Below are 23,244 nucleotides of genomic sequence, written 5' to 3'. Positions count from 1 at the left end.
TCCCACCATGTTCACCAACCCCCTGTCTCCTCCCGTGAAACGCGCCGGCCACAACTGCCGGGCGAGCTCGGGCGTGGCGATGCCGCTGGCGTCCACCGGTGCGAGGGCCCGGCTGCTGGGGCTTCTGTTGGGGCTCGGGCTGATTCTCAGCCTTGCCGGCGGGCCTGCGCTCGCCCGCGAGGGGGTGGAAGTGGGTGGCAACTCTGCCTTCAGTAAGCTGGTGCCGGCGCAAGACATCGAGCTTTCGGCGGCCCGACAGTACGCCCAGATGCTGGGCGACGCGCGGCAACAAAACGCGCTGGCAGGCCCCGACAACGCGCAACTGCAGCGCCTGCGGGCGATTGCACGGCGCATTATTCCGTTCGCGACTGACTGGAATCCGCGCGCCAAAGGCTGGCGCTGGGAGGTGAACCTGATGGGCTCCAAGCAGATCAACGCCTTCTGCATGCCCGGCGGCAAGATTGTTTTCTACACCGGTATTCTGGAGTCGCTCAAGCTCACCGACGACGAGGTCGCCATGGTGATGGGCCACGAGATCGCCCACGCCTTGCGCGAGCACGCCCGCGAACGCATGGGCAAGTCGGTGGCCACCGGGCTGGGGGCCAACCTTCTGGGCCAGGCACTGGGCCTGGGCCAGATCGGCCAGACCGTGACGAACTATGGCGCGCAGCTGCTCACCCTCAAGTTCGGCCGCGAAGACGAGTCCGAGGCCGACCTGGTGGGGCTGGAGCTGGCCGCCCGCGCGGGCTACGATCCTCGCGCCGGCATTACCCTGTGGCGCAAGATGTCGGCCGCCAATAAAAACGCCCCCCCTCAGTGGCTTTCCACCCACCCCGCCGGCAGCACCCGCATTGCCGACATAGAGGCCGCCCTGCCGCAGGTCATGCCGCTTTTTGCGCGTGCGCAAAAACCCCCCGCCCGATAAGCGAACGATGCCGGCCAAGGCCCTACCGTGCTAGGGCTTGCCAGATTGACGCACGTCAAGAACCCCAGTACCTTCGGGGTCGGCTCGGGCCGCACACCGACTCGACATGACAGCCTGGTTCACCCCGTGCGCATTGATTTTTTTAACTTTCAACATGAACTTCAACAATTTGAAATTGGCCAGCAAGCTGGCGTGGGGCTTTGGTCTGGCCGGCCTGATTCTGGTGCTGATTTCCACGCTCTCCATCCAGCGCTTCCGCTCGCTGGGTGAGATGGTCAATATCGTGATTCACGACCGTTACGCCAAGGTGGAGCAGGTATTCGTAATAGTTGAGCACCAGAACATGCAGGCCCGCTACCTGCGCAACGCCATCCTCGCAGCCAAGCAGCCCGAAAAGATGGAAGCCTGGCTCACCAAGGTTGACCAGGAGGCCGCAGCCAATGCGGCGGTGATTGACAAGTTGGCCCCGCTGATTCGTTCAGAAAAGGGGCTGGGCCTGTTCGACGCCCTGAAATCGTCACGTGATTCTTATGCCGCATCGCGCTCCGAGCTCACCAAAATTTTGCGCAGCGGCAAGGTGGATGAGGCCGGCGAATACCTGCTGACCGAGTTTCAAAAGCCGCAGCTTGCGTACTTTCAGGCTGCCGAAGCGCTGGTCCACTACCAGGAAGACCTGATGCACAAAGACAGCGAAAAGATGGAGGCGGACATTGCCAACGCAATCTACGTGATCGCAGGCCTCACCGCGGTGGCGCTCGCGATCGCTGTGGCTATCTCCATCTTCATTGCGCGCTCCATTACCGTCCCCATGTCGCAGGCGGTGCGTATTGCCAGCAGCGTGTCGCAGGGCGACCTGAGCACCTCGATTCAAGTGAACAGCACCGACGAAACCGGCCAGCTGCTGACCGCCCTCAAGACCATGCAAACCGAGCTCATCCGCTTGGTGCGCCAGGTGCGCCAAAGTTCCGACAGCGTGGCCAATGCCAGCGCGGAAATTGCCCAGGGCAACCAGGACCTGTCCGCCCGCACCGGCAGCCAGGCCAGCGCCCTTGAAGAAACCGCCGCCACCATGGAAGAGCTCAGCTCCCAGGTCAAACACAACGCAGACAGCGCCCGCCAGGCCAATCAACTGGCCGCCAGCGCATCTGCCATCGCTGCCCGCGGTGGCGAGGTGGTGGGCCGGGTAGTCCACACCATGAAGGACATCAACGACTCGTCACGCAAGATTGCCGACATCATCAGCGTGATTGACGGTATCGCCTTCCAGACCAACATCCTTGCGCTGAACGCGGCGGTCGAAGCGGCCCGCGCTGGCGAGCAAGGCCGCGGATTTGCGGTGGTGGCCAGTGAGGTTCGTTCGCTGGCAGGGCGCAGTGCCGCGGCGGCCAAGGAAATCAAGAACCTGATCAACGCCAGCGTGGAGCGCGTGGAGCACGGCGCCGCGCTGGTGGACGACGCAGGGTCGACCATGACCGAAGTGGTCAGCTCCATCCGCAGGGTGAGCGACTTGGTGGGCGAAATCAGCTCTGCCAGCGACGAGCAGGCTGCGGGTGCCGCGCAAATCGGTGAGGCCGTGACCGAGATGGACCAGGCCACCCAGCAAAATGCCGCATTGGTCGAAGAAATGGCCGCGGCCGCCAGCAGCCTCAGAGCTCAGTCGAGCGAACTGGTGAAGGTGGTCGCTGTCTTCAAGCTCGACGCACAGGGCTCCGGCAACAATAGCCAGTTCAAGCCCGGCAGCGGCGCCGTTCGCGCCGCTGCGCGTGCGCCAGTGGCCGCTCACCAGAGCGCCGAGCGCCGCAGCCCGCCACCCGCCAGCCCCAAGCTCCGGGCCCCCGCGCAGAAGGCAGCCTCATTGCCAAAACCGGACAGCATTGCGCAGACCGACAAAGCGGGCGATAACAAGGAGTGGGAAAGCTTCTGAGGCTAAGCCGCTGGCGCTTTGAGGCACGCCGCGCGGCTAGACCCGCGACTTGCTGCACCCGGGATCACAGCGCCAGGTCGTACTCCAGGGTGACCGGCGCGTGGTCTGAGAACTTCTCGCCCTTGTAAATGTTCACGCTTCGGGCGCTGGCTGCGAGGGCCGGCGTGGCGAGGTGGTAGTCCAGCCTCCAGCCCACGTTCTTGGCATACGCCTGGCCGCGGTTGCTCCACCAGGTGTAGCAGTCGTCGGTGGCGGTGGGCTCGAGTTGGCGGAACACGTCGATGAAGCCGCCCTCACCCAAGGCCTTGCTCATCCAGGCGCGCTCTTCGGGCAGGAAGCCAGAGTTTTTCCGGTTGCCCTTCCAGTTTTTCAGGTCGATTTCCTGGTGGGCGATGTTCAGGTCGCCGCACAGCAGCAGCTCGCGCTCTGTGCGGAGCTTTTGCAGGTGCGGGTAAAACTCCTCCAGAAAACGGAACTTGGCGGCCTGCCGGTCTTCGCCGGAGGAGCCGCTGGGAAAGTAGGCGCTGATGATGGAGAGCTTGCGCACCGGCGTGTCAAAGCGCAGTTCAAGATAGCGCCCTTCGGGGTCAAACTCCGCGGAGCCGAAACCGATGCGCACATCGCTGGGCGTGTGCCGGCTGTAGATACCGACACCGGAATACCCTTTTTTCTCGGCAAAATGAAAGTGCCCGTGCAAATCGCCCAGGCGTTCGAAGCGCCCTTGGACGTCACCGGCCTGGGCCTTCACCTCTTGCACACAAATACAATCAGGCTGCGCCCGGGCAAGCCAGGCTTCTAGGCCCTTGCTGGTGGCAGAACGGATGCCGTTGAGGTTGAGGCTGGTTAATTTGAACAAGGAAATCCCCATGTCGGACAAGGACCCGTTGGCCCAGGAGTTTGTGCAATTTGCGGTGGCGTGCGGGGTGCTGCGGTTTGGTGAGTTCAAGACCAAGGCCGGGCGCATGAGCCCCTATTTTTTCAATGCCGGCCTGTTTGACGACGGGGCCAAGCTCGGCCGGCTCGCGGAATTCTATGCGCAGCGTTTGATGACGAGCGGCATCGAGTTCGACATGGTGTTCGGCCCAGCTTACAAGGGAATTCCGCTGGGGGCGGCGGTCGCCGTGGAGCTGGCGCGCCGCGGGCGCAACGTCCCTTTTGCCTACAACCGCAAGGAAGCCAAAGACCACGGTGAGGGCGGCACCCTGGTGGGCGCGCCCTTGCAGGGCCGGGTGCTGATCATTGACGACGTCATGTCCGCGGGCACCGCTGCGCGCGAGTCGATTGCCATCATTCGGGCCGCAGGTGCGACGCCGCATGCGGTGTGTATTGCGCTGGACCGGCAGGAGATGGCGACCGAGAACGGCCAGGACGTTCCCTACAGCGCGGTGCAATACGTGCGCCAGCAGCTCGGGCTGCAGGTGGGCGCGATAGCGAAGCTGGCGGATTTGATGCAGTTTCTCGAGCACGACAGCACGCTGGCGGAGCACGCCGCACGGGTGCTGGACTACCGCCAGCGCTACGGCGTGAAAGACGCGCCATGAAGCGGCGCGGCTGCATAGCGCGCATCCTTGTGCTGCCCATGCTGGCCGCGGCGTCTTCGTCTCTGTGGGCGCAAGAGGCGCCACCCGCCGGCAGCGTCTACACCTGTGTGGATGCCAAAGGGCGCAAGCTCACTGCGGACCGGCCCATCACCGACTGCCTGGACCGCGAACAAAAAATCCTGAATCCGAGCGGCACGGTGCGGGCGAAAATCGGGCCCAGCCTCACCGCCCACGAGCAGGCGGAGTTGGAGTCCCAGCACAAGCGCGAAGCCTTGGAGCGCAGCCGCAGCGCTGACGAAAGGCGCCGTGACCGGGCCCTGCTCATGCGCTACCCCGCGAGGGCCGCTCACGACCAGGAACGGGCGCAGGCGCTGGCCCAAGTGGTCTCGGTTGCAAGCGAAGCCGTCCTGCGCCTCGAGGCGCTCATAAAGCAGCGCCGTACCTTGGACAGCGAGATGGAGTTCTACAACCGGGACCTTGACAAGGCACCCGCGTACATGCGCCGGCAAATCGAAGAAAACGTCCAGAACCAGGCGGTGCAGCGCCGCTTTATTGCCGATCAGGACGCCGAGGCCCGCCGGGTGAATGAGCGATTTGATGACGAGCTCAAGCGACTCCAACGCCTGTGGGCTGCGGCAGGCGCCGCCCCGCGCTAGACGGAGAGCTTTCCCCGCAGGAGGTCGTTCACCTGCTGCGGGTTGGCCTTGCCCTTGCTGGCTTTCATGATCTGCCCGACCAGCGCGTTCAGGGCTTTCTCGTTGCCGCCCTTGAACTCGGACACGTTCTTGGCGTTAGCCGCAATCACTTCATCCACGATGGCTTCCAGCGCGCCGGTGTCGTTCATCTGCTTGAGTCCCTTGGAGTCGATGACGGCATCCACATCGGTCGCTCCCTCCCACAGCGCGTCAAACACTTGCCTGGCGGCGCTGTTGGAGATGGTGCTATCCGCAATGCGGCCCACCAGCTGAGCCAGCGTAGGGGCCGCCACCGGCGACTGAGCGATGGACAGGTCCTGGGCGTTCAGGCGCCTTGCGAGTTCGCCGGTCATCCAGTTGCTGGCCAGTTTGGCCTGGCCGCTGGCGCGGGCAGCGGACTCAAAGTAGCTGGCCATCGCCAGGCTTTGGGTCAGCTGGGTGGCGTCGTATTCGCTCAAGGCATAGTCCGCCTGAAAGCGCGCCGCCATGTTGCGCGGCAACTCGGCCATCTGCGCCCGCACCGCCTCAATCCACTGCTCCGAAATACAGAGCGGTGGCAGGTCGGGGTCGGGGAAATAACGGTAGTCGGCGGCGTCTTCCTTGGTGCGCATGGCGCGGGTTTCGCCGGTGTCGGGGTTGAAAAGCACGGTGGCCTGTTGGATGGCGTGGCCGTCCTCAATCTGCCCGATCTGCCAGCGCACTTCAAAGTCAATGGCCTGTTGCATGAACTTGAAGCTGTTGAGGTTCTTGATCTCGCGGCGGGTGCCGAGCGGCTGGCCGGGCTTGCGCACCGAGACGTTGGCGTCGCAGCGGAAAGAACCCTCCTGCATGTTGCCATCGCAGATGCCGATCCAGGTCACGATCTTGTGCAGCTCCTTGGCATAGGCCACGGCCTCGGCGCTGGAGCGCATGTCGGGTTCGGTAACGATCTCCAGTAGCGGCGTGCCGGCGCGGTTCAGGTCGATGCCGCTCTGCCCGATGAAGTCCTCGTGCAAGGACTTGCCGGCGTCTTCTTCCAGGTGGGCGCGTACCAAGCGGACGGTTTTCTTTTCCTCGCCCAAAAAGAATTCCACTGCGCCGCCTTGCACCACCGGTATTTCAAACTGGCTGATTTGGTATCCCTTGGGCAGGTCGGGGTAGAAGTAGTTTTTGCGGGCGAAGATGCTGCGCGGCGCGATGTGCGAGCCGATGGCCAGGCCGAACTGGATTGCGCGTTCCACCGCACCTTTGTTCATCACCGGCAGGGTACCGGGCAGTGCCAGATCCACGGCGCAGGCCTGGGTGTTGGGCTCGGCGCCAAACGCGGTGGACGCGCGCGAAAAAATCTTGGACCGGGTGGAGAGCTGGGCGTGCGTCTCAAAGCCGATGACAACTTCGTAGCCGCCGACGAGCAAGGACTTGATGGGGGAGGGTGTGCTTGCCATGGTCAGATTCCTGCGGGCTTGGCCAGGTGGAAGTCGCTCGCGAGTTGGAAGCGGTGCGCCGCATTGAGGAGGCGGGACTCTGCGAAATAGTTGCCGAGTAATTGCATGCCAATCGGCAGTCCCTTGTCGGACTCGCTCGAAGCAAAGCCTACCGGAATGCTCATGCCGGGCAGACCCGCCAGGGAGCCCGAAAGAGTGAAGATGTCGGCCAGGTAGTTGGCTACCGGATCGGCAGATTTTTCACCGATCTTCCAGGCCACCGTGGGTGCCACCGGACCGGCAATCACATCGCATTCCTTGAAGGCGTTCTGAAAGTCGTCAGCAATCATGCGGCGGATTTTTTGCGCCTGCAGGTAGTAGGCGTCGTAATACCCGTGGCTGAGAACATAAGCGCCGATCATGATGCGGCGCTTCACCTCGTCGCCGAAGCCTTCGGCGCGGGTCTTTTTGTACATGTCGGCCAGGTCGCCGTAGTCCTTGGCGCGGTGGCCGAATTTCACGCCGTCAAAGCGGCTGAGGTTGCTCGAGGCCTCGGCCGGCGCAATGATGTAGTAAACGGGGATGGACAGCTCAGTGCGCGGCAAGGCAATAGGCACCAGTTTTGCGCCCAAGCTTTGATAGTGCTTGAGTGCGGACTCGACCGCCGTGCGCACATCGTCCGACAGGCCCTCTCCAAAAAACTCTTTTGGCACGCCGATGCGCAGGCCTTCGATGTTGTCGTTCAGCGTGCGGCTGAAGTTCTCGGCAGGCAGGTCTAGTGTGGTGGAGTCCCGGTCGGGGTCGGGGCCGCACATGGCAGTCAAAAGCAATGCGCAGTCTTCGGCGCTGCGGGCCATGGGGCCGGCCTGGTCGAGGCTGGAGGCGAATGCCACCATGCCGTAGCGTGAAGCGCGGCCGTAAGTGGGTTTGATGCCGGTGATGCCGCAAAACGCCGCGGGCTGGCGGATGGACCCGCCGGTGTCGGTGCCGGTGGCTGCGGGCACCAGGCGCGCTGCCACGGCCGCCGCACTACCACCGGACGATCCGCCGGGAATGCGTGCGGCATCCCAGGGATTGCGCACCGGCTGAACGGAGTCGCTGCCTACCGGTGCGATGGCCGAGTTTTCATTGCCCGAGCCCATGGCAAATTCGTCGCAGTTGAGCTTGCCCACGGTGACGGCCCCGGCGTCGGCCAGGCGCTGCACAACGGTCGCATCAAACGGTGAGCGGTAGCCCTTGAGCATGCGCGAGCCGGCGGTGGTGGCGAAGTCGCGGGTCACAAAGATGTCCTTGTGCGCCAGCGGCAGGCCCTCGAGCGGTCCGGCGCATCCGGCGCCCCGGCGCGCGTCAGCGGCCTTTGCCTGGCCCAAAGTGGCCTCGGGGTTGATATCCACAAAAGCGCCCAAGCCGGCGTGCGCCTGCGCGCGGTCCAGAAAATGTTGCGCCAATTCGACGGCAGAGATTTGTTTGGCTGCAAGCGCTTGCAGCAGCTCGTGGGCGCTGAGGTCGTGCGCGGCGCGGGTGGAGAGGGGGGTCGTCATAGGGCCAGAAAAAATTACTCAATCACCTTGGGAACCAGAAACAGACCACGTTCCACGGCGGGGGCGCTGCGCTGGTTGGCCTCGCGCTGGTCGGGCTCGGAGACTATGTCATCCCGCAGCCGGAGCGTGATGTCCTGAATGGCGGCCACGGGGTGCGCCAGGGGCTCAATGCCCGAAGTGTCCACAGTCCGCATGGCCTCGACGATGCCGAAAAATCCATTGAGTTGCGTGAGCATGCGCTCACTTTCCTCGGGCTGTAGTTCGAGCCGCGCCAGATTGGCAATTCGCGCGATGTCGGTAGATGTCAGTGACATGGGTTTAGAAGGGTTTAATCTGGGGGCAAATCGCGCCAAAGTGCAGCGTTCCCCGGGAGTTATTCACAGGCGATGGGGTATTATCCAGCCTTTGGTTCGGGGTCCGGAAAACATCGGCCCTGAGGCCCAAAATGCACTCGTAAATTGTCAAAAACCGGTGATGCGGCGCCGAAGCGCGCCGTGTACCTGAGAGGATCTGTAATGTTTGGTGCTTTTCGTCAGTATTTTTCTACTGACTTGGCGATTGACCTTGGCACTGCCAACACCCTGATTTTTGTGCGCGACAAGGGCATCGTTCTCGACGAGCCGTCTGTCGTTGCCATCCGCCACGAAGGTGGCCCCCAAGGCAAAAAAACGATCCAAGCCGTTGGCCGCGAAGCCAAGGCCATGTTGGGCAAAGTGCCCGGCAACATCGAAGCCATCCGCCCGATGAAAGACGGCGTGATTGCCGACTTCACGGTGACTGAGCAGATGCTCAAGCAGTTCATCAAGATGGTGCACCCGCGCGGCGTGTTCAAACCCAGCCCCCGCATCATCATCTGCGTTCCTTGCGGCTCCACCCAGGTAGAGCGTCGTGCCATCCGCGAATCTGCATTGGGCGCGGGCGCCAGCGACGTGTACCTGATTGAAGAGCCCATGGCAGCTGCCATCGGCGCCGGCTTGCCGGTGGCCGAGGCAAGCGGCTCCATGGTGGTCGACATCGGTGGCGGCACCACCGAAGTGGGCGTGATCTCGCTAGGCGGCATGGTTTACAAGGGCTCTGTGCGCGTTGGCGGCGACAAGTTTGACGAGGCCATCATCAACTACATCCGCCGCAACTACGGTATGTTGATCGGAGAGCCCACGGCTGAGGCCATCAAAAAGCAAATCGGCTCCGCTTTCCCCGGCTCCGAGGTCCGGGAAATGGAAGTCCGCGGCCGCAATCTTTCTGAAGGTGTGCCACGCAGCTTCACTATCTCGTCCAACGAAATTCTCGAAGCGCTGACCGAGCCACTGAACAACATCGTCTCGGCCGTCAAGAACGCACTGGAACAGACACCGCCGGAGTTGGGCGCCGATATTGCCGACCGCGGCATGATGCTCACCGGCGGCGGTGCGCTCTTGCGCGACCTGGACCGTCTGCTGGCCGAAGAAACCGGTCTGCCGGTGCTGGTGGCTGAAGATCCGTTGACCTGCGTGGTGCGCGGTTGCGGCATTGCTCTGGAGCAGATGGAACGCCTGGGCTCCATTTTCACCAACGAATAATTCCCCCCCCCCACCAGACCCTGAAAGCCGGAAGCAGCGATGCCACTCGGTACGCTGGACAGAGATCCTCCCCCCTTCTTCCGCCAGGGCCCTTCGGCCCTGTCTAAATTGGCCGTCTGTAGCGCGCTGGCTTTGCTGTTGATGGTGGCTGACGCGCGATTCAAAGTCTTGCAGCCTGCGCGCATCGCGCTGGCGGGCGCCCTGTATCCGCTGCAGTGGTTGGCCATCCAGCCGGTGCAATGGGCCGATCGCGCAGGCAACTATGGGTCCACCATAGCCACCGCTGAAACTGCGCAGGAAGAGTCCCGTCGCAAGCTAAGCATGCAGTCCCTGCGGGCCAACCAAGTCGAAGAGCTCGAGCTCGAAAACCAGCGCCTGCGCAAGCTGCTGGACCTGTCCCAGCGCATCACCACCGGCCTACGGGCAGCCCAGGTGTTGTACGACGCCGCCGACCCCTACACCCGTAAAGTCATCATCGACAAGGGCCTGCTGCAACGGGTGCAGGTGGGTTCGCCGGTGCTCGATGAAACCGGTGTTATTGGACAGGTTACCCGGGTCTACCCGCTGGTGAGCGAGGTGACCCTGATCACCGACCGCGATCACGCGATTCCCGTGCTCAATGTGCGCACCGGCGCGCGCGGCGTGGCCTTCGGTGAGAACTCAACCCGTGCAGACGCGCTGGAATTGCGCTACATGGCGGCCAACGCCGATGTGGCGGTCGGCGACCTGCTCACCAGCAGCGGTGTCGACGGGGTCTACCCGCCAGGCCTGCCGGTTGCCCGCGTCGAGAAAGTGGAGCGCAAAGTGGACGCGGTGTTCGCCCGTATTTACTGCGTGCCGCTGGGGCTGGTGTCGGGTGCGACGCATGTCGTGGTGCTCGACCCTGTGGGCAGCCAGATACCGGAGCGGCCCGAGCCTGCGTCCGCGTCGCAGCCAACGCCTGCCGCAAAGCCTAAAGGAGGCCGGCCATGATCATGCGCCCGGGTCAGCAATTGCTGCTGCCGGCCAAGCCCCTGTTCATCTGGGGTAGCCTGGTCGTTGCCCTGCTCCTCAACATGGTGCTCAACATGGGTGTCTGGGGCCGCCAGGCCTGGACGCCCGACCTGCTGGCTGTGTTGCTGCTGTTCTGGACGGTGCACCAGCCGCTTCGCGTGGGCATTGGTGCTGCCTTTTTCTTCGGCCTTCTGAGCGATGTGCATCAAGGGGCTTTGCTGGGCCAGCATGCAATGTCGTATTCGGCGTTGAGCTACATGGCTATTGCCGTCCACCGGCGGCTACTCTGGTTCTCGGTGCCTTCCCAAGCGGCGCAGGTGCTGCCTTTGTTTGCGCTCGCGCAGGCGCTGGAGTTGCTATTGCGGCTGGCAGGAGGCGGTACTTTTCCGGGCTGGCTCATGGTGCTGGCCCCGCTGCTGGAGTCCGCTTTGTGGCCGCTGGTCAGCGTTGTTTTGCTGGCGCCGCAGCGACGTGCGCCTGACCCCGATGTCAACCGGCCCTTGTAAGGTGGGGGCGCCGTGACCGTACTGCGCAATGTTCAGGCGGAGTTGGCACGGTTTCGCACCCGTATTTTTGTGGTCAGCCTGCTGGTGTTGGTCTGCTTCTTTTTGTTGTTTGCCCGGCTTGTGTACCTGCAAATCGTCCGGCACGAAGACCTGCGCGCGCAGGCCGAGAGCAACCGCACCTCGATTGTGCCCATCGTGCCCAACCGCGGCCTGATTGAAGACCGCAACGGCGTGGTGCTGGCGACCAACTACTCCGCCTACACGCTGGAGATCAACCCTTCCAAAAGTCGCGCCCTCGAGGAGACGATTGACGAGCTGGCTAAAGTGGTGGACATCAGCGCACGCGACCGCCGGCGCTTCAAGAAGCTGATGGAGGAGTCCAAAAGCTTCGAGTCCCTGCCCATCCGCACCCGCCTGAGCGACGCCGAGGTGGCCCGTTTTGCAGCCCAGCGCTTCCGCTTCCCAGGTGTAGAAATCAAAGCGCGGCTGTTCCGCAACTACCCGTATGGCGAACTGGCCAGCCACGTGATCGGTTATATCGGGCGCATCAACCGGTCTGAGAAAGAGAAAATTGACGAGAGTGAAGACCAGGCCAATTACCGTGGCACCGAGTACATCGGAAAGCTCGGTGTGGAGCAGAGCTTTGAGTCGGTCTTGCACGGCATCACCGGCGTGGAGCGTATTGAAACTTCGGCCGGCGGACGCGCCGTTCGCAAGCTGGCGAGCAATCCGTCGACCCCGGGAAATGTTGTGGTGCTGTCCATCGACATCAAACTGCAAAAGCTGATTGAGGACATGTTCGGCACGCGGCGCGGTGCGCTGGTGGCCATGGACCCCAAGACCGGCGAGGTGCTGGCATTCGTCAGCAAGCCGACCTTTGATTCCAACCTCTTTGTGGAAGGCATTGACCAGGAAAACTGGCAAATGCTCAACGAATCCATCGATAAGCCCTTGCTGAACCGGGCCTTGCGCGGCACCTATCCGCCGGGCTCGACCTACAAACCTTTTATGGCGCTGGCCGCCCTAGAGACCGGCACCCGCACGCCGCAGACACTGATTAACGACCCCGGCTTTTATATGTTCGGCGGCAACCGCTTCGGCAGCCCCGAGAACGAGAAGGGCGGCATCATGGACATGCGCCGCGCCATCGTGGAGTCCAGCAACGTCTACTTTTATTCGCTGGCCAACGAGCTGGGCGTGGACACCATGCACGACTTCATGCGGCCGCTGGGCTTCGGGCAGCTCACCGGTATCGATGTTCAGGGCGAAGTACGTGGTGTGTTGCCCAGCCAGGCCTGGAAGCGCAGGTACTACAAGCGCCCAGAGCAGCAGCGCTGGTATGCCGGTGAGACCATCTCGCTGGGCATCGGCCAGGGTTACAACACCTTCACCATGCTGCAAATGGCACAGGCCATGTCGATCGTGGCCAACAACGGCGTCAAGCACAAGCCGCAACTCGTCATCGCCACCCGCGAGGCCAGCTCTAGGGTGCGCACGCCGGTTCCGCCGGAGCCGCCGGTGGATTTGGGCTATAAGCCCGACCATATTCAGGTGATTCGCGACGCGATGGTTGGCGTCACCCAGGGAGGCACTGGCACCCGTGTGTTTGCAGGCGCCGGCTATTTGAGCGGCGGCAAGACCGGCACGGCGCAGGCGGTGAGCCTGAACAAAAATCAGAAATACAACGCCTCGGCCATGGAAGAGCACCAGCGCGACCACTCGCTCTACATTGCGTTTGCGCCCTCCGAGGCGCCCACCATCGCCTTGGCCGTGATTGTGGAAAACGCGGGCTTCGGCTCGGCCGCCGCCGCCCCTATCGCCCGGCGCACCTTTGATTACTGGCTGCTGGGCCAATATCCCAGCGAAGAGGACATGGCAGCGGTGAGCCAGGGCAAGGCCTTCGCCCCAATCGGCAAACCGCGCGTCGCCGCGGAACTGCCCTGGCCCTGAAACGATCCGCCTTCAGCCGGCCCGAAAGAAGGCGTCGTAGGCCGTTTTCACAATCAGCGCAGACACCACCACCAGGAACACTCCGCGCACAAACCCGGCGCCATGTTTGAGTGCGAGGTGGGTGCCTGCGAGGCTGCCCGCCACATTGGCCAGCGCCATGACGGCCACAAAGTGCCACCAGACATGGCCGGTCAGGCCAAAGAACAGCAAGGCTGCAGAATTGGACGCGGTGTTGAGCAGCTTGGCGCCCGCAGACGCATGCAAGAAGTCATAGCCCAGCAGACGCACCAGCAGGAACACAAAAAAGCTCCCGGTGCCCGGCCCGAAAAAGCCGTCGTAAAACCCCACGCACGCGCCCAGCAGGCAGGCCACCAGCACCTCCTGGCGGCCGCTAAAGCGCGGGGCGTGGTGCCGGCCCATGTCCTTACGCACCAGGGTGTAGGCCAGCACGAGCAGCAAAACAAATGGCAGCGCTTTGCGCAGGTAGGCGGGGGAGACTTGCGTGACCAGCCAGGCCCCTGCCATGGCAGCCGTGAAGCAGGCCAGCGTGGCAGGCAGCAGCGCGTGCCACGGCAGGCTCACCTTGCGGTTGTATTGCACGGCGGCGAAGGCCGTGCCCACCACCGAGGCGCCCTTGTTGGTACCGAACAGCGTGGCCGGATGTGCGGCCGGAAACACGGCGAACAGTGCGGGCGTCAGTATCAGCCCGCCACCGCCCACGATCGCATCCACAAATCCGGCCAGGCCGGACGCCAGCGAGACGATGAGCAGTTCCATGCGGGGATTGTCGCACCGCGACCGGCGGGGTTATTGCTATGGTTTCAAGAGCTGTCTGCGCGATAGGGACGGGCGCTCAGTGCCCATTTGCCTTGTAGAAATAAAAAAGCACCGGACGGAGCCGGTGCTTTGGTGAGGCTGCATCTTGGCGTGCAGAAAATATTGCTGTGATTCTTGGCCGTCTCCTCGGCGTCTCTTCCAGTTTGGCCTTGTGGGCCTCGCAGTTGCTTGTGGGGTGTTGAGTTGGACGCGACTGTAGCGGGGGCCGCCGTATCCGGGCATCGGGATAAACCCTTCATTGCGGCCGTTCTGCATCCTCCGCAATCCACTGGGCGGCCTTCTCGGCAATCATCAGCGTGGGCGAGTTGGTGTTGCCGCTGGTGATGAGCGGCATGACGCCGGCATCCACCACCCGCAGGCCGGCCACGCCGCGCACCTTAAGGCGGCTGTCCACCACCGCCAGCGGGTCGTCCAGAGGGCCGCCCACCTGGCCCATTTTGGTAGTGCCCACGGGGTGGAAGATGGTGGTGGCGATGTCGCCCGCCAGCTGCGCGAGCTCGGCATCACTCTGGAACTGGCTGCCCGGCTTGTATTCCTCGGGCTGAAAAGACGCTAGAGCCGGCTGCGCCACGATGCGCCGCGTCATCCGCAGCGAGTCGGCGGCGACCTGCCGGTCCTCGTCGGTACTGAGGTAGTTCGGGGCGATGCGGGGCGCCGCCCGGAAATCGTTGGATGTGATCTGCACCGTGCCGCGGCTGGTGGGGTTGAGGTTGCAGACGCTGGCGGTGATGGCGTTAAAGCGGTGCAGCGGCTCACCAAAGGCATCCAGGCTCAGGGGTTGCACGTGGTACTGGATGTTGGGGTAGGGCAGCTCGGGGCGGCTGCGGGCGAAGGCGCCGAGCTGGCTGGGCGCCATGCTCATCGGGCCGCTGCGCTTGAGCGCGTATTCCAGACCGATCTTGGCCTTGCCCCATAGGCTGGAGGCCTGGGTGTTGAGGGTGGTGGTGTTGCGCACCTTGAAGACGGCGCGGATCTGCAGGTGATCCTGCAGGTTGGCGCCCACCCCGGGGGTGTCCTGCAGCACCGCAACGCCCTGGCTTTGCAGCAGCTGCGCCGGGCCAATGCCGGAGAGCTGCAAAATCTGCGGCGAGCCCACTGCGCCGGCACACAGCAGCACTTCAGCGCGCGCCGTGGCGGTGACCATCTCGCTGCCGTCCCACACCTGCACTCCGGTGCAGCGCAGGGAGGCGTCCTGCGCGGCGCCGGTTGGCGCGGGCTCGATGACCAGCTTGGCCACCTGTGCGCTCGTCCAGAGCTCGAAGTTCGGGCGGCCGTAGCACATCGGGCGCAAAAAGGCCCGGGCGGTGTTCCATCGCCAGCCGTCTTTCTGGTTGACTTCGAAGTAGCCCACGCCCTCGTTGTTGCCGCGGTTGAAGTCGTCGGTGGCAGGAATGCCCGCCTGCGTTGCGGCCCGGGCAAAGGCGTCGAGTACGTCCCAGCGCAGGCGCTGCTTTTCGATGCGCCACTCACCGCCGGCCTGGCGGTGGCGCAGAACCCGTGCGTACTCCGACGCGCCGTCCTGCAACAGCGGCTGGGCGCTGCCCTTGGCACCGTGCATGGCGCTCGCGCCTTTGTAGTGGTCTTCGTGCAGCTTGAAGTAGGGCAGGCTGTTGTCCCAGGTCCAGCTGGCATCGCCGGTGAGCTGGGCCCAGCGGTCGTAGTCGCGGGCCTGCCCGCGCATGTAAATCATGCCGTTGATGCTGCTGCAGCCGCCCAGAGTCTTGCCGCGCGGGTAGCGCAGGCTGCGGCCGTTGAGCCCTGCTTCGGCGGCGGTCTGGTAGAGCCAGTCGGTGCGCGGGTTACCAATGCAATACAGGTAGCCCGCCGGGATATGAATCCAGTGGTAGTCGTCCTTGCGGCCGGCCTCGATCAGCAGAACCCGCTTGGAGGCGTTTGCGCTCAGGCGGTTGGCCAGCAGGCAGCCCGCGGTGCCGGCGCCGATGATGATGTAGTCAAAGGTGTTTTCGTGGTTCATAGCATCAAAAAGCAGGCCGCTGCCACGGCCGTGGGTAACAGGGCGCCCAACAGCAAACCGAGCACGCCGACGGACTGGTCTTGAAAACCTTGCCGCAGCAAGGCAACACCCGCAGGGTTAGGCGCATTGGCGATGATGGTGAGTCCGCCACCGGTCACTGCGCCGGCCATCAGCATGTACTGCGCGGCGGGGCTGATGCCCTCAATCAGCGAGCCCAGATAGGTGAGGGCGGCATTGTCGGTCACGGCGGTGAGCGCAACGGCGCCCCAGAACAGGGCGTTAGGGGTCAGGCTCTCGACCAGCGGCTGAAGCCACCACTGCTGCATGCCGCCGAGCACCACCAGCCCCGCCAGGAAAAAGCCCACCAGCAGCCCCTCCTTGAGGATGAGCGGGCTCTGGTGTGCGGGGTAGGCCTGCGTGTACCCCAGGAAGAACAGGAACAAGCCCATAAACAACACCGGGTGGTGCGCCAGCACCACCACACCCGCCAGCACGCCGATATGCACCAGGCTCACCACCCACGGCACGCCATCGGCGCCGGCCTCAGGCTGCGCCGCCTGACCATTGCTGCCGGACGGCACCAGGTTGCGGCGCATCGCCCAGGTCACAACGCTCGCGTTCAGCACCACCGCCACCATCGCCTTCCAGCCGAAATGGGTCGCCATGTAAGCGCTATCCCACTGCCAGGTTGCGGCCACCATCAGCACCGGTGGTGCGGCAAACGAGGTGAGCGTGCCGCCAATGGAAATATTGACAAACAGCACGCCAAGCGCCGCGTACTTGAGGCGCTCCGGCATGGCGGGGGTAAAGATAAGCGGCGCGAGCATCAGCGCGGCCAGGGTCATGGCAGCCGGCTCGGTGACCAGCGAGCCCATCAGAGGCACGACCGCCAGTCCCATCCACACCAGCACCAGCGCCTGCGGCAGCGGGACGCAGCGGCTGATGCCCCCCAGCACGCCGCGCACCAGCGCGAGCACCGGCCTGGACGCGGCCACCACCATCACCACAAACACGAACAAGGGCTCGGTGTACTTGCGCGACTCAGCGTAGGCGATGGCCTCCTGGCTGCCCGCCAGCAGCGCAATAGCCGCCACCAGCACAAAGGCCCAGAAACCAAACACCACCTCCACCTCGCCCAGCAGGTGCAGCAGTCCGGCGTGGGCAGGGTAGCGGTGGACCAGCCGCTCCAGCAGCTTGGCGCAAAAAGTGTGCAGGAGCGCCACGCCAAACACCACGGCGCCGACCCACTGCAACAGCGTCATCGTTTCGGCGGTGGTGCTCATCGGCCGCTCCAGACGGGTTTACGCTTTTCCTGGAAGGCCTTCTGGCCCTCTTGCGCGTCTTCGGTCAGGGTGAGAAGGGCGATCTGGCTCTCGGTGAAAGCCATGGATTCTTCGAAGGCCATCGTCTGCACCGCTTTCATGGTGTAGATCCCGCGGCGGATGGCGGCGGGCGATTTGTCCAGGATACGGTTCAGCAGCCACTGCAACTTGGCGTCGACATCGTCGTCCACATAGTTGACCAGCCCGCAGGCCAGAGCTTGCGCGCTGGTCATGGGCTCGCCGGTGATGCACATCTCGGAGAGCACCCGACGTGGAATGAGGTGCTGCAGCGCGGTGAGCACCTGCGCGGGGAACAAGCCCAGCTTCACCTCGGGCAGCCCGAAGCTGGCGTGGCTGGCGGCCACGGCCATGTCGCACATGGACAACAGGCCCATGCCGCCGGCCAGGCAATGACCGTTCACCCGGGCAATCAGCGGCACATGGCTGGCCCGCGCAGCGCGCAGCAGCTGCGCCAGATGGCCGTGGGGCTGCGAAAAATCGTCGGTAAATGCCTTGGCCGCCTGCAAGTCGGCGCCCGCGCAGAAGGCCTTGGCGCCGGCGCCGGTGATGACGATGGCGCGCACATCAGGCTGCTGCTGCGCGGCGCGAATGGCTTCGGCCATGCCAGCGAGAACGCCGTGGCTCATGGCGTTGCGGCGCTCCTCGCGCTGGATGGTGAGCCACAGGACGCCGGCACGCAATTCGGTGCCGAGTTCCCCGGTGGGACGCTTGTCTTCTTGCATGGTGGGTCTGTCTCCTGCGCCAATGTTGTGTTCGATGGGATCGGCTGCCGCGTGAGGGTACCATTCCACGCTTAGCCACTTCGTCATTTGCGCCCCGTGGAGGATACCCAACCCGCCTTGATCATCAGCCACGGTCCGCAGGGCCCGCACATTGCTTTGCGCGGGCGCTGGACGGCCGACGCCTTGGCTGTGCGCGGCGTGTGGCCGGGGCTGGAGCAGCAGCTCGCGAAGCTGCCCGCCCGGCTGCCCGGGGCCGCACCCACGCAAACGCTTCTGCCGCCCCCGGCTCCCCGGGAAGACTGTGCGTGGGACCTGACGAGGGTGCAGCGCATGGACCACACTGGCGCGCAGGTGCTCTGGAATGCCTGGGGCAGGCGCTGGCCCCAGCGGCTGGAGGCCGCCGCGGTGCAGCGTGCCCTGCTCGAGCGGGTCGAGACATTCTCCGTGCCGGCCCCTGCCACCGAGCGCCGTCACTGGACGGGCCTGTTGCAGTCGCTGGGCCGCCAACTGATTGGCGGTCTAGGCCATTTAGGCAGCATGGTGCGTTTGATCGGGCAGCTGTTGCTTGACCTGGTTCAGCTCCTTCGCAACCCTTTGCAAGGCCCGTGGCGGGACGTGTCGGGCCACCTCTACCGCATTGGTGCCACCGCCTTGCCGATCACGGCGCTGGTGGGCTTTCTGATCGGAGTGGTGCTGGCTTACCTGATGTCCAAGCAACTGCGGCAATACGGGGCCGACAGCTTCATCGTCAATATTTTGGGTCTGGCCCTGATCCGCGAACTCGGCCCGGTGCTGGCGGCCATTTTGGTGGCGGGTCGCTCGGGCTCGGCGATCACCGCGCAAATCGGCGTCATGCGGGTGACCGAAGAGCTCGACGCCATGCGCGTGATGGGCATCCCCACCGGATTTCGCCTGGTTTTGCCCCGCACCCTGGCCATGGCGGTGGCCATGCCGCTGGTGGCGGGGTGGACCACGATTGCATCTCTGCTGGGCGGCATGCTGGTGGCTGACTTGTCCATGGGCATGGCGCCGGCGTATTTTTTGAGCGCACTGCCCAAGACGGTCGATATCGTCAACCTCTGGCTGGCGCTGGCCAAGTCGTGCGTTTTCGGCGTGCTGATCTCGCTGATTGCCTGCCACCACGGGCTGCGGGTCAAGCCCGACACGCAGAGCCTGGGTGAGGGCACCACAGCGTCGGTGGTCAGCTCCATCACCACGGTGATTCTGGTCGACGCCCTGTTCGCAGTGATTTTCAAGTCGGTGGGCCTGTGAGCGGAGTATTGAGCGGACTTTTGCAAGCCAAGGCGCAGCCTGTGGTCCGGATCGAAAACCTGTCGTCGGTATTCAAGACCGCTTCGGGCCCCGCGGTCATCCACAAAAACCTGAGCCTGAGCGTGGCGGCCGGTGAGTTTTTGTCGGTGGTGGGCGGCTCGGGCAGCGGCAAGACGGTGCTGCTGCGCCAGATGCTGGGGCTGGAAACACCGGCGCAGGGACGTGTCACCGTGCTGGGCCGGCCGGCCGATGAGTTGGGGCGTGCCGGAGCATCGAGCCGGGTGGGTATGTTGTTTCAGCACGGCGCGCTGTTCTCGGCGTTTACCGTGCTGGAGAACATTGCCTTCCCGCTGCGCGAACTCGGCACCCTGCCGCCGGCGCTGGTGCGCGATGCGGCGATGGTGAAACTGCAAATGGTGGGCCTGAGCCCCACGCATGCCCACAAGATGCCGGCCGACCTCTCCGGCGGCATGATCAAGCGCGTGGCGCTGGCCCGCGCCCTGGCCATGGACCCGCCGCTGCTGCTGCTCGACGAGCCCACCGCGGGACTGGACCCCGACAGCGCCGATGCCTTTTGTTCCCTGTTGCAAAGCCTGCACCATGAGCTGGGCCTCACGGTGGTGATGGTCACCCATGATCTGGACACCATCTTCGAGCTCAGCACCCGCATTGCGGTGGTGGCGGACAAGCATGTGGTGGTGGACGCAGCCCCTGCGGTGGTGGCGGCCTTTGACCACCCTTTCGTGCACGATTTTTTCCGGGGCGGGCGGGGGCGGCGTGCGCAACAGCTCTTGCATTCCGCTCACAATCCAGCCTAAATAGACCGACGTATGGAAAACAAATCCCACGCCTTTGCCGCCGGTGCCTTCGTGCTGCTGTTGCTGGCCTTGCTGACCGCAATGGCGGTCTGGCTGACCCGCGACACCACCGAGCAGCGGGTGTTCGAGATTTCCAGCCCCGAGGGCGTTGCCGGCCTGCAGCCGCAGGCGGCAGTGCGCTACAAGGGGGTGCTGGTCGGGCGGGTCATCAGCGTCGGGCTGGACCCGCAGGAGCAGGGCAATGTGCTGCTGCGCATTGCCGTCAATGAAGCCGCCCCCGTGACCCGCAGCACCTTTGCCGCCTTGAGCTATCAGGGCGTGACCGGGCTGGCCTTTGTGCAGCTCGATGACAAGGAGCAGGGCAGCCCGGCGCTGGAGTCCGCAGGCGATGCGCTGCCGCGCATTCCCATGCGGGCCGGCATGGTGTCTCGCCTGTCCGAGCAGGGCGGCAATCTGCTTACCCAGCTTGAGCAGGCCAGCGTCAAGATGAACAGCCTGCTGGCCGACGACAACCAGAAGCAGATCATGGGCGCCATCGGCAACCTGAGCCAGGCAGCCGCCAACCTGAGCAGCCTGAGCCGGCGGGCCGAACAGGCGCTGGGCCCGGCCAACGCGCCCGATGCGGTCAACCTGCCGCAGCTGGCGGCGCAGACCGAAGCCACCTTGAAGACCATGCAGGCCACCGCTGAGCGCCTGAGCAGCAGCGCCCAGACCGTGCGGGATTCGGCCGAGGAATTCCGCCGTACCAACCGCCGCATCGGCGAACCCGGCGGAACGCTCGACAAAATCTCCCAGAGCACCGACGCGCTGGCTGCCACCAGCCGCCAGGTTCAGAGCCAGCTGCTGCCGCGCCTGAACCGCACCGTGGAGGACGCCGGCCGCACCGTGCGCCAGGTGGGCCGTAGCGCCGAGAGCCTGGGTGACCAGCCCCAAAGCGTGCTCTGGGGCCGCGGCACCCACGCCCCGGGGCCTGGCGAACCTGGCTTTGTGACGCCCGCGGCCTTAGCCACCCCCGTAACCGCCACCGCCCCCTGAAGCCGGCGCCAGAAGAACCCGCTGAACCGGAAGCCCCTCACGTGAAAAACGCTATCCAATTCATAGCTGCCCGCGCATACTCCACCTGGGCTGGCGGCACTTTTTGCCTTGTTTTTGCGCTTGCGCTCTCGGGCTGTGCCACCCCCCGCGGCAGCACCGTGCTGGTGTACGACTTCGGGCCCGGGGCCTCGGCCCCGATGCCGGAGCAGCGCACAACTGCCGCGCCGCTGCCTCCGCTGGCACTGGCCGAGGTGGCGGCTGTGGCCGCCCTGGACAACACGGCCGTGCTCTACCGGCTGGGCTACGCCGACGCCAATCTGCTGCAACCCTACGCCCAGGCCCGCTGGAGCATGCCGCCGGCCCAGCTTTTGCGCCAGCAGCTTCGCTCGGCCCTGGGCGCGCGACGCCCAGTGATGTCGGTCAGTGAAGGCCTGCAGTTCCCCGAGGGCAGCCAGGTGCTGCGGCTGGAGTTGGAAGAATTTAGCCAGCTGTTTGACAGCGCCCAGTCCAGCCGTGGACTGCTGCGCTTGCGTGCCACACTCACGCAAACTGCCCCCGGGGGCGAGGTTCTGCTGGCCCAGCGCACCGTGCTGGTCAGCAGCCCGGCCGCCACGCAGGACGCCGCAGGCGGGGTGCGCGCCTTGGCCGCCGCTGCCGCCGCTGCGGTCACTCAGCTCGACGAATGGGTGCAGCAAACGCAGGGCGCCGCGGCCGCGAAGCCCTGACTCCGCACGACCGCGACTAGCGCACGCCCAGCGCCGGGAACAGCTTGGTCAGCCCGTCGCTCATCACTTCGACTGCCAGCGCGGCCAGAATCAGGCCCATGAGCCGCGTCATCACGTTGATGCCGGTTTTGCCCAGTATGCGGGCAATCGGCTGCGCGAGCGAAAAGCACAGCGCCGTGGCCAGCGCGACCACCACGCCGTAGCCCACCAGCGTGCCGAGCTGGAGGAATGACTTGGCCTTGTCGGCGTAAATCACCACGGTGGAGATGGTGGCCGGGCCGGTGAGCAGCGGGATGGTGAGCGGCACCACCGCAATGCTGGCGCCCATGGCGGCTTTCTCGGCGCCGTCCTGCAGCTCGTGGCTGCTGGGCTTGGCTTCGGCCGGCTGGGCGTTGAGCATGTTCAGTGCGCTGGTCATCAGCAGCATGCCGCCGCCGACCTGAAAGCTCGCCAGCGTGATGCCGAAAAACGCCAGTATCTGCAGACCCAGCATGGCGCTCACCGCAATCACCACAAACGCACTCACCGACGACACCCACACCGTGTTGCGCCGCTGCGCGTCCGAAAAGCCCTGGGTGTAGTGGATGAAAAACGGCACGATGGCCAGCGGGTTCACGATGGCCAGAAGAGTCACCAGCGGTTTGAGGTCCATAGCAGTGTCCGGTAGGCGCTGCCGGTGCGGCAGACCAATCATCGTAAAGCACCTTGGCTATGCTGAGTGCTGCTCATACTGCGGCAAACGGCTTGCACATACCGGATGGAGTGGCGACAACATGCAACACGTACTTATTACATGCCTGGTGGCGGCAAGCCTGTTGGTAGCCACGCTGGCGCAGGCGGCAGATTACGCCGGCCCTATTTTTGATGCCCACCTGCATTACAACGTGGAGGCGCAAAAGCCCCACCCGTTGGCCGACGTGCTGGGCCGGATGCAGCGCAGCGGGGTGCGAGCGGTGTTGGCCAACTCCCGCCCCAACGACGGCACGCGCACCCTGACCGAGGCAGGCGCCCTGGCGCGGGCGGCGGGGGTTACCGTGGTGCCGCTGGTGCGCCTCTACCGCGACCGCGCGGACTACAGCAGCTGGTTTCGCGATCCGAGCATCGCAGCCATGGTGGACGCTGAATTGCAGCGCGGCACGGCTGCCGGCCCCTACCGCGGTCTGGGCGAGTTTCACCTCTACGACAGCGCCAATGCCGCCGGCCCCACTGCCATGCAGCTGATGGCCCGTGCCGAGCAGGAGGGACTGGTGGTGCTGGCGCATGTGGACGATGTTGCGGTAGACGGCCTGCTGCGTGCCACCCCCTCGGGCGGCGCCCGCAGCAAGCTGCTATGGGCCCACACCGGCATCGGCGGCACCCCGGTCGAGCGGGTGCGCGCCCTTTTGCGCCAATACCCGGGTCTGATGGGGGAGCTGTCGTACCGGCCGGGGCTGACCTGCTCTGCGGGCGGCGTGTTGACCCTGTGCCCCGAATGGCGGGC

At 64.6% G+C, this 23,244-nt stretch carries 22 protein-coding genes; 13 read left to right on the top strand and 9 right to left on the bottom strand.

What is annotated here, in order from left to right:
• Positions 1–7: 7 nt before the first annotated feature.
• Together Q0O05_RS02330 and Q0O05_RS02325 are read left to right on the top strand one after the other, a co-directional pair.
• Positions 8–925: a M48 family metallopeptidase gene (locus Q0O05_RS02330; RefSeq protein ID WP_293660272.1), complete on the top strand. Its 918-nt coding sequence runs from the start codon at positions 8–10 to the stop codon at positions 923–925.
• Positions 926–1,079: 154 nt separating this feature from the next.
• Positions 1,080–2,849, top strand: coding sequence for a methyl-accepting chemotaxis protein (locus Q0O05_RS02325; protein ID WP_293660270.1), 1,770 nt, complete (start codon positions 1,080–1,082; stop codon positions 2,847–2,849).
• Positions 2,850–2,913: 64 nt separating this feature from the next.
• Here Q0O05_RS02325 and Q0O05_RS02320 read toward each other — a convergent pair whose 3' ends face one another.
• On the bottom strand, positions 2,914–3,705 hold the full coding sequence (locus Q0O05_RS02320; RefSeq protein WP_293660269.1) for an exodeoxyribonuclease III: 792 nt from the start codon (positions 3,703–3,705) through the stop codon (positions 2,914–2,916).
• Positions 3,706–3,715: 10 nt separating this feature from the next.
• Between Q0O05_RS02320 and pyrE the strand changes: the two genes are divergently transcribed.
• Both pyrE and Q0O05_RS02310 read left to right on the top strand, forming a co-directional pair.
• Positions 3,716–4,390 (top strand): orotate phosphoribosyltransferase, encoded by a 675-nt coding sequence (pyrE, locus tag Q0O05_RS02315; RefSeq protein WP_293660267.1) that lies wholly within the window; start codon positions 3,716–3,718, stop codon positions 4,388–4,390.
• Positions 4,387–5,046 (top strand): DUF4124 domain-containing protein, encoded by a 660-nt coding sequence (locus tag Q0O05_RS02310; protein WP_293660266.1) that lies wholly within the window; start codon positions 4,387–4,389, stop codon positions 5,044–5,046. The genes pyrE and Q0O05_RS02310 overlap by 4 nt, the downstream gene beginning before the upstream one ends.
• On the opposite strand, the gene gatB is transcribed toward Q0O05_RS02310, so the two are convergent.
• The 3 genes from gatB to gatC are packed head-to-tail and all read right to left on the bottom strand — an operon-like array spanning position 5,043 to position 8,343.
• Positions 5,043–6,488 carry an Asp-tRNA(Asn)/Glu-tRNA(Gln) amidotransferase subunit GatB gene (gene gatB / locus Q0O05_RS02305; protein WP_293660299.1) on the bottom strand — a complete coding sequence of 482 codons (1,446 nt, stop codon included), beginning with the start codon at positions 6,486–6,488 and terminating at the stop codon, positions 5,043–5,045. The two genes, Q0O05_RS02310 and gatB, sit on opposite strands and share 4 nt — an antisense overlap.
• 23 nt (positions 6,489–6,511) lie before the next feature.
• Positions 6,512–8,029 (bottom strand): Asp-tRNA(Asn)/Glu-tRNA(Gln) amidotransferase subunit GatA, encoded by a 1,518-nt coding sequence (gene gatA, locus Q0O05_RS02300; RefSeq protein WP_293660265.1) that lies wholly within the window; start codon positions 8,027–8,029, stop codon positions 6,512–6,514.
• Positions 8,030–8,043: 14 nt separating this feature from the next.
• Complete coding sequence (gene gatC / locus Q0O05_RS02295; protein ID WP_293660264.1) at positions 8,044–8,343, bottom strand: Asp-tRNA(Asn)/Glu-tRNA(Gln) amidotransferase subunit GatC; 300 nt, start codon at positions 8,341–8,343, stop codon at positions 8,044–8,046.
• A 201-nt stretch (positions 8,344–8,544) separates the two neighbouring features.
• Here gatC and Q0O05_RS02290 point away from each other — a divergent pair, with 201 nt between their 5' ends.
• Genes Q0O05_RS02290 through mrdA form a run of 4 tightly spaced genes read left to right on the top strand, consistent with a single transcriptional unit; the run spans position 8,545 to position 13,037 of the window.
• Positions 8,545–9,588, top strand: coding sequence for a rod shape-determining protein (locus tag Q0O05_RS02290; protein ID WP_293660263.1), 1,044 nt, complete (start codon positions 8,545–8,547; stop codon positions 9,586–9,588).
• A gap of 39 nt (positions 9,589–9,627) precedes the next feature.
• Positions 9,628–10,560 (top strand): rod shape-determining protein MreC, encoded by a 933-nt coding sequence (gene mreC, locus Q0O05_RS02285; RefSeq protein WP_293660262.1) that lies wholly within the window; start codon positions 9,628–9,630, stop codon positions 10,558–10,560.
• The gene (gene mreD / locus Q0O05_RS02280; RefSeq protein WP_293660260.1) at positions 10,557–11,087 is read left to right on the top strand and encodes a rod shape-determining protein MreD; all 531 of its coding nucleotides are present in this window, start codon (positions 10,557–10,559) and stop codon (positions 11,085–11,087) included. The genes mreC and mreD overlap by 4 nt, the downstream gene beginning before the upstream one ends.
• A gap of 12 nt (positions 11,088–11,099) precedes the next feature.
• Positions 11,100–13,037, top strand: coding sequence for a penicillin-binding protein 2 (mrdA, locus tag Q0O05_RS02275; RefSeq protein WP_293660259.1), 1,938 nt, complete (start codon positions 11,100–11,102; stop codon positions 13,035–13,037).
• A 12-nt stretch (positions 13,038–13,049) separates the two neighbouring features.
• Here mrdA and Q0O05_RS02270 read toward each other — a convergent pair whose 3' ends face one another.
• From Q0O05_RS02270 to Q0O05_RS02255, 4 genes are all read right to left on the bottom strand, one after another.
• On the bottom strand, positions 13,050–13,814 hold the full coding sequence (locus Q0O05_RS02270; RefSeq protein WP_293660257.1) for a TSUP family transporter: 765 nt from the start codon (positions 13,812–13,814) through the stop codon (positions 13,050–13,052).
• Positions 13,815–14,109: 295 nt separating this feature from the next.
• Positions 14,110–15,849, bottom strand: coding sequence for a GMC family oxidoreductase N-terminal domain-containing protein (locus tag Q0O05_RS02265; protein WP_293660255.1), 1,740 nt, complete (start codon positions 15,847–15,849; stop codon positions 14,110–14,112).
• Complete coding sequence (locus Q0O05_RS02260; protein WP_293660298.1) at positions 15,846–17,111, bottom strand: putative Na+/H+ antiporter; 1,266 nt, start codon at positions 17,109–17,111, stop codon at positions 15,846–15,848. The genes Q0O05_RS02265 and Q0O05_RS02260 overlap by 4 nt, the downstream gene beginning before the upstream one ends.
• Positions 17,112–17,128: 17 nt before the next feature.
• Positions 17,129–17,914 carry an enoyl-CoA hydratase/isomerase family protein gene (locus Q0O05_RS02255; protein WP_293660254.1) on the bottom strand — a complete coding sequence of 262 codons (786 nt, stop codon included), beginning with the start codon at positions 17,912–17,914 and terminating at the stop codon, positions 17,129–17,131.
• A 96-nt stretch (positions 17,915–18,010) separates the two neighbouring features.
• Between Q0O05_RS02255 and Q0O05_RS02250 the strand changes: the two genes are divergently transcribed.
• Genes Q0O05_RS02250 through Q0O05_RS02235 form a run of 4 tightly spaced genes read left to right on the top strand, consistent with a single transcriptional unit; the run spans position 18,011 to position 21,764 of the window.
• The gene (locus Q0O05_RS02250; RefSeq protein ID WP_293660253.1) at positions 18,011–19,186 is read left to right on the top strand and encodes an ABC transporter permease; all 1,176 of its coding nucleotides are present in this window, start codon (positions 18,011–18,013) and stop codon (positions 19,184–19,186) included.
• The gene (locus Q0O05_RS02245) at positions 19,183–20,004 is read left to right on the top strand and encodes an ATP-binding cassette domain-containing protein (RefSeq protein WP_293660252.1); all 822 of its coding nucleotides are present in this window, start codon (positions 19,183–19,185) and stop codon (positions 20,002–20,004) included. The genes Q0O05_RS02250 and Q0O05_RS02245 overlap by 4 nt, the downstream gene beginning before the upstream one ends.
• Before the next feature lie 12 nt (positions 20,005–20,016).
• The gene (locus Q0O05_RS02240) at positions 20,017–21,039 is read left to right on the top strand and encodes an MlaD family protein (RefSeq protein ID WP_293660251.1); all 1,023 of its coding nucleotides are present in this window, start codon (positions 20,017–20,019) and stop codon (positions 21,037–21,039) included.
• 41 nt (positions 21,040–21,080) lie between these two features.
• Positions 21,081–21,764 (top strand): ABC-type transport auxiliary lipoprotein family protein, encoded by a 684-nt coding sequence (locus tag Q0O05_RS02235; protein ID WP_293660249.1) that lies wholly within the window; start codon positions 21,081–21,083, stop codon positions 21,762–21,764.
• A 16-nt stretch (positions 21,765–21,780) separates the two neighbouring features.
• On the opposite strand, the gene Q0O05_RS02230 is transcribed toward Q0O05_RS02235, so the two are convergent.
• A complete protein-coding gene (locus Q0O05_RS02230; protein WP_293660248.1) occupies positions 21,781–22,416 on the bottom strand; it encodes a MarC family protein in 636 nt (211 codons plus the stop codon).
• A 121-nt stretch (positions 22,417–22,537) separates the two neighbouring features.
• Here Q0O05_RS02230 and Q0O05_RS02225 point away from each other — a divergent pair.
• Positions 22,538–23,244: amidohydrolase (locus Q0O05_RS02225; protein ID WP_293660247.1), on the top strand; the 707-nt coding region annotated here is incomplete at its 3' end.

Origin of the sequence: Rhodoferax sp. OV413 (assembly GCF_945881795.1) — a bacterium.
Classification (GTDB): Bacteria; Pseudomonadota; Gammaproteobacteria; order Burkholderiales; family Burkholderiaceae_C; genus Allorhodoferax.
This window is presented reverse-complemented; position numbering and strand designations above follow the sequence as displayed.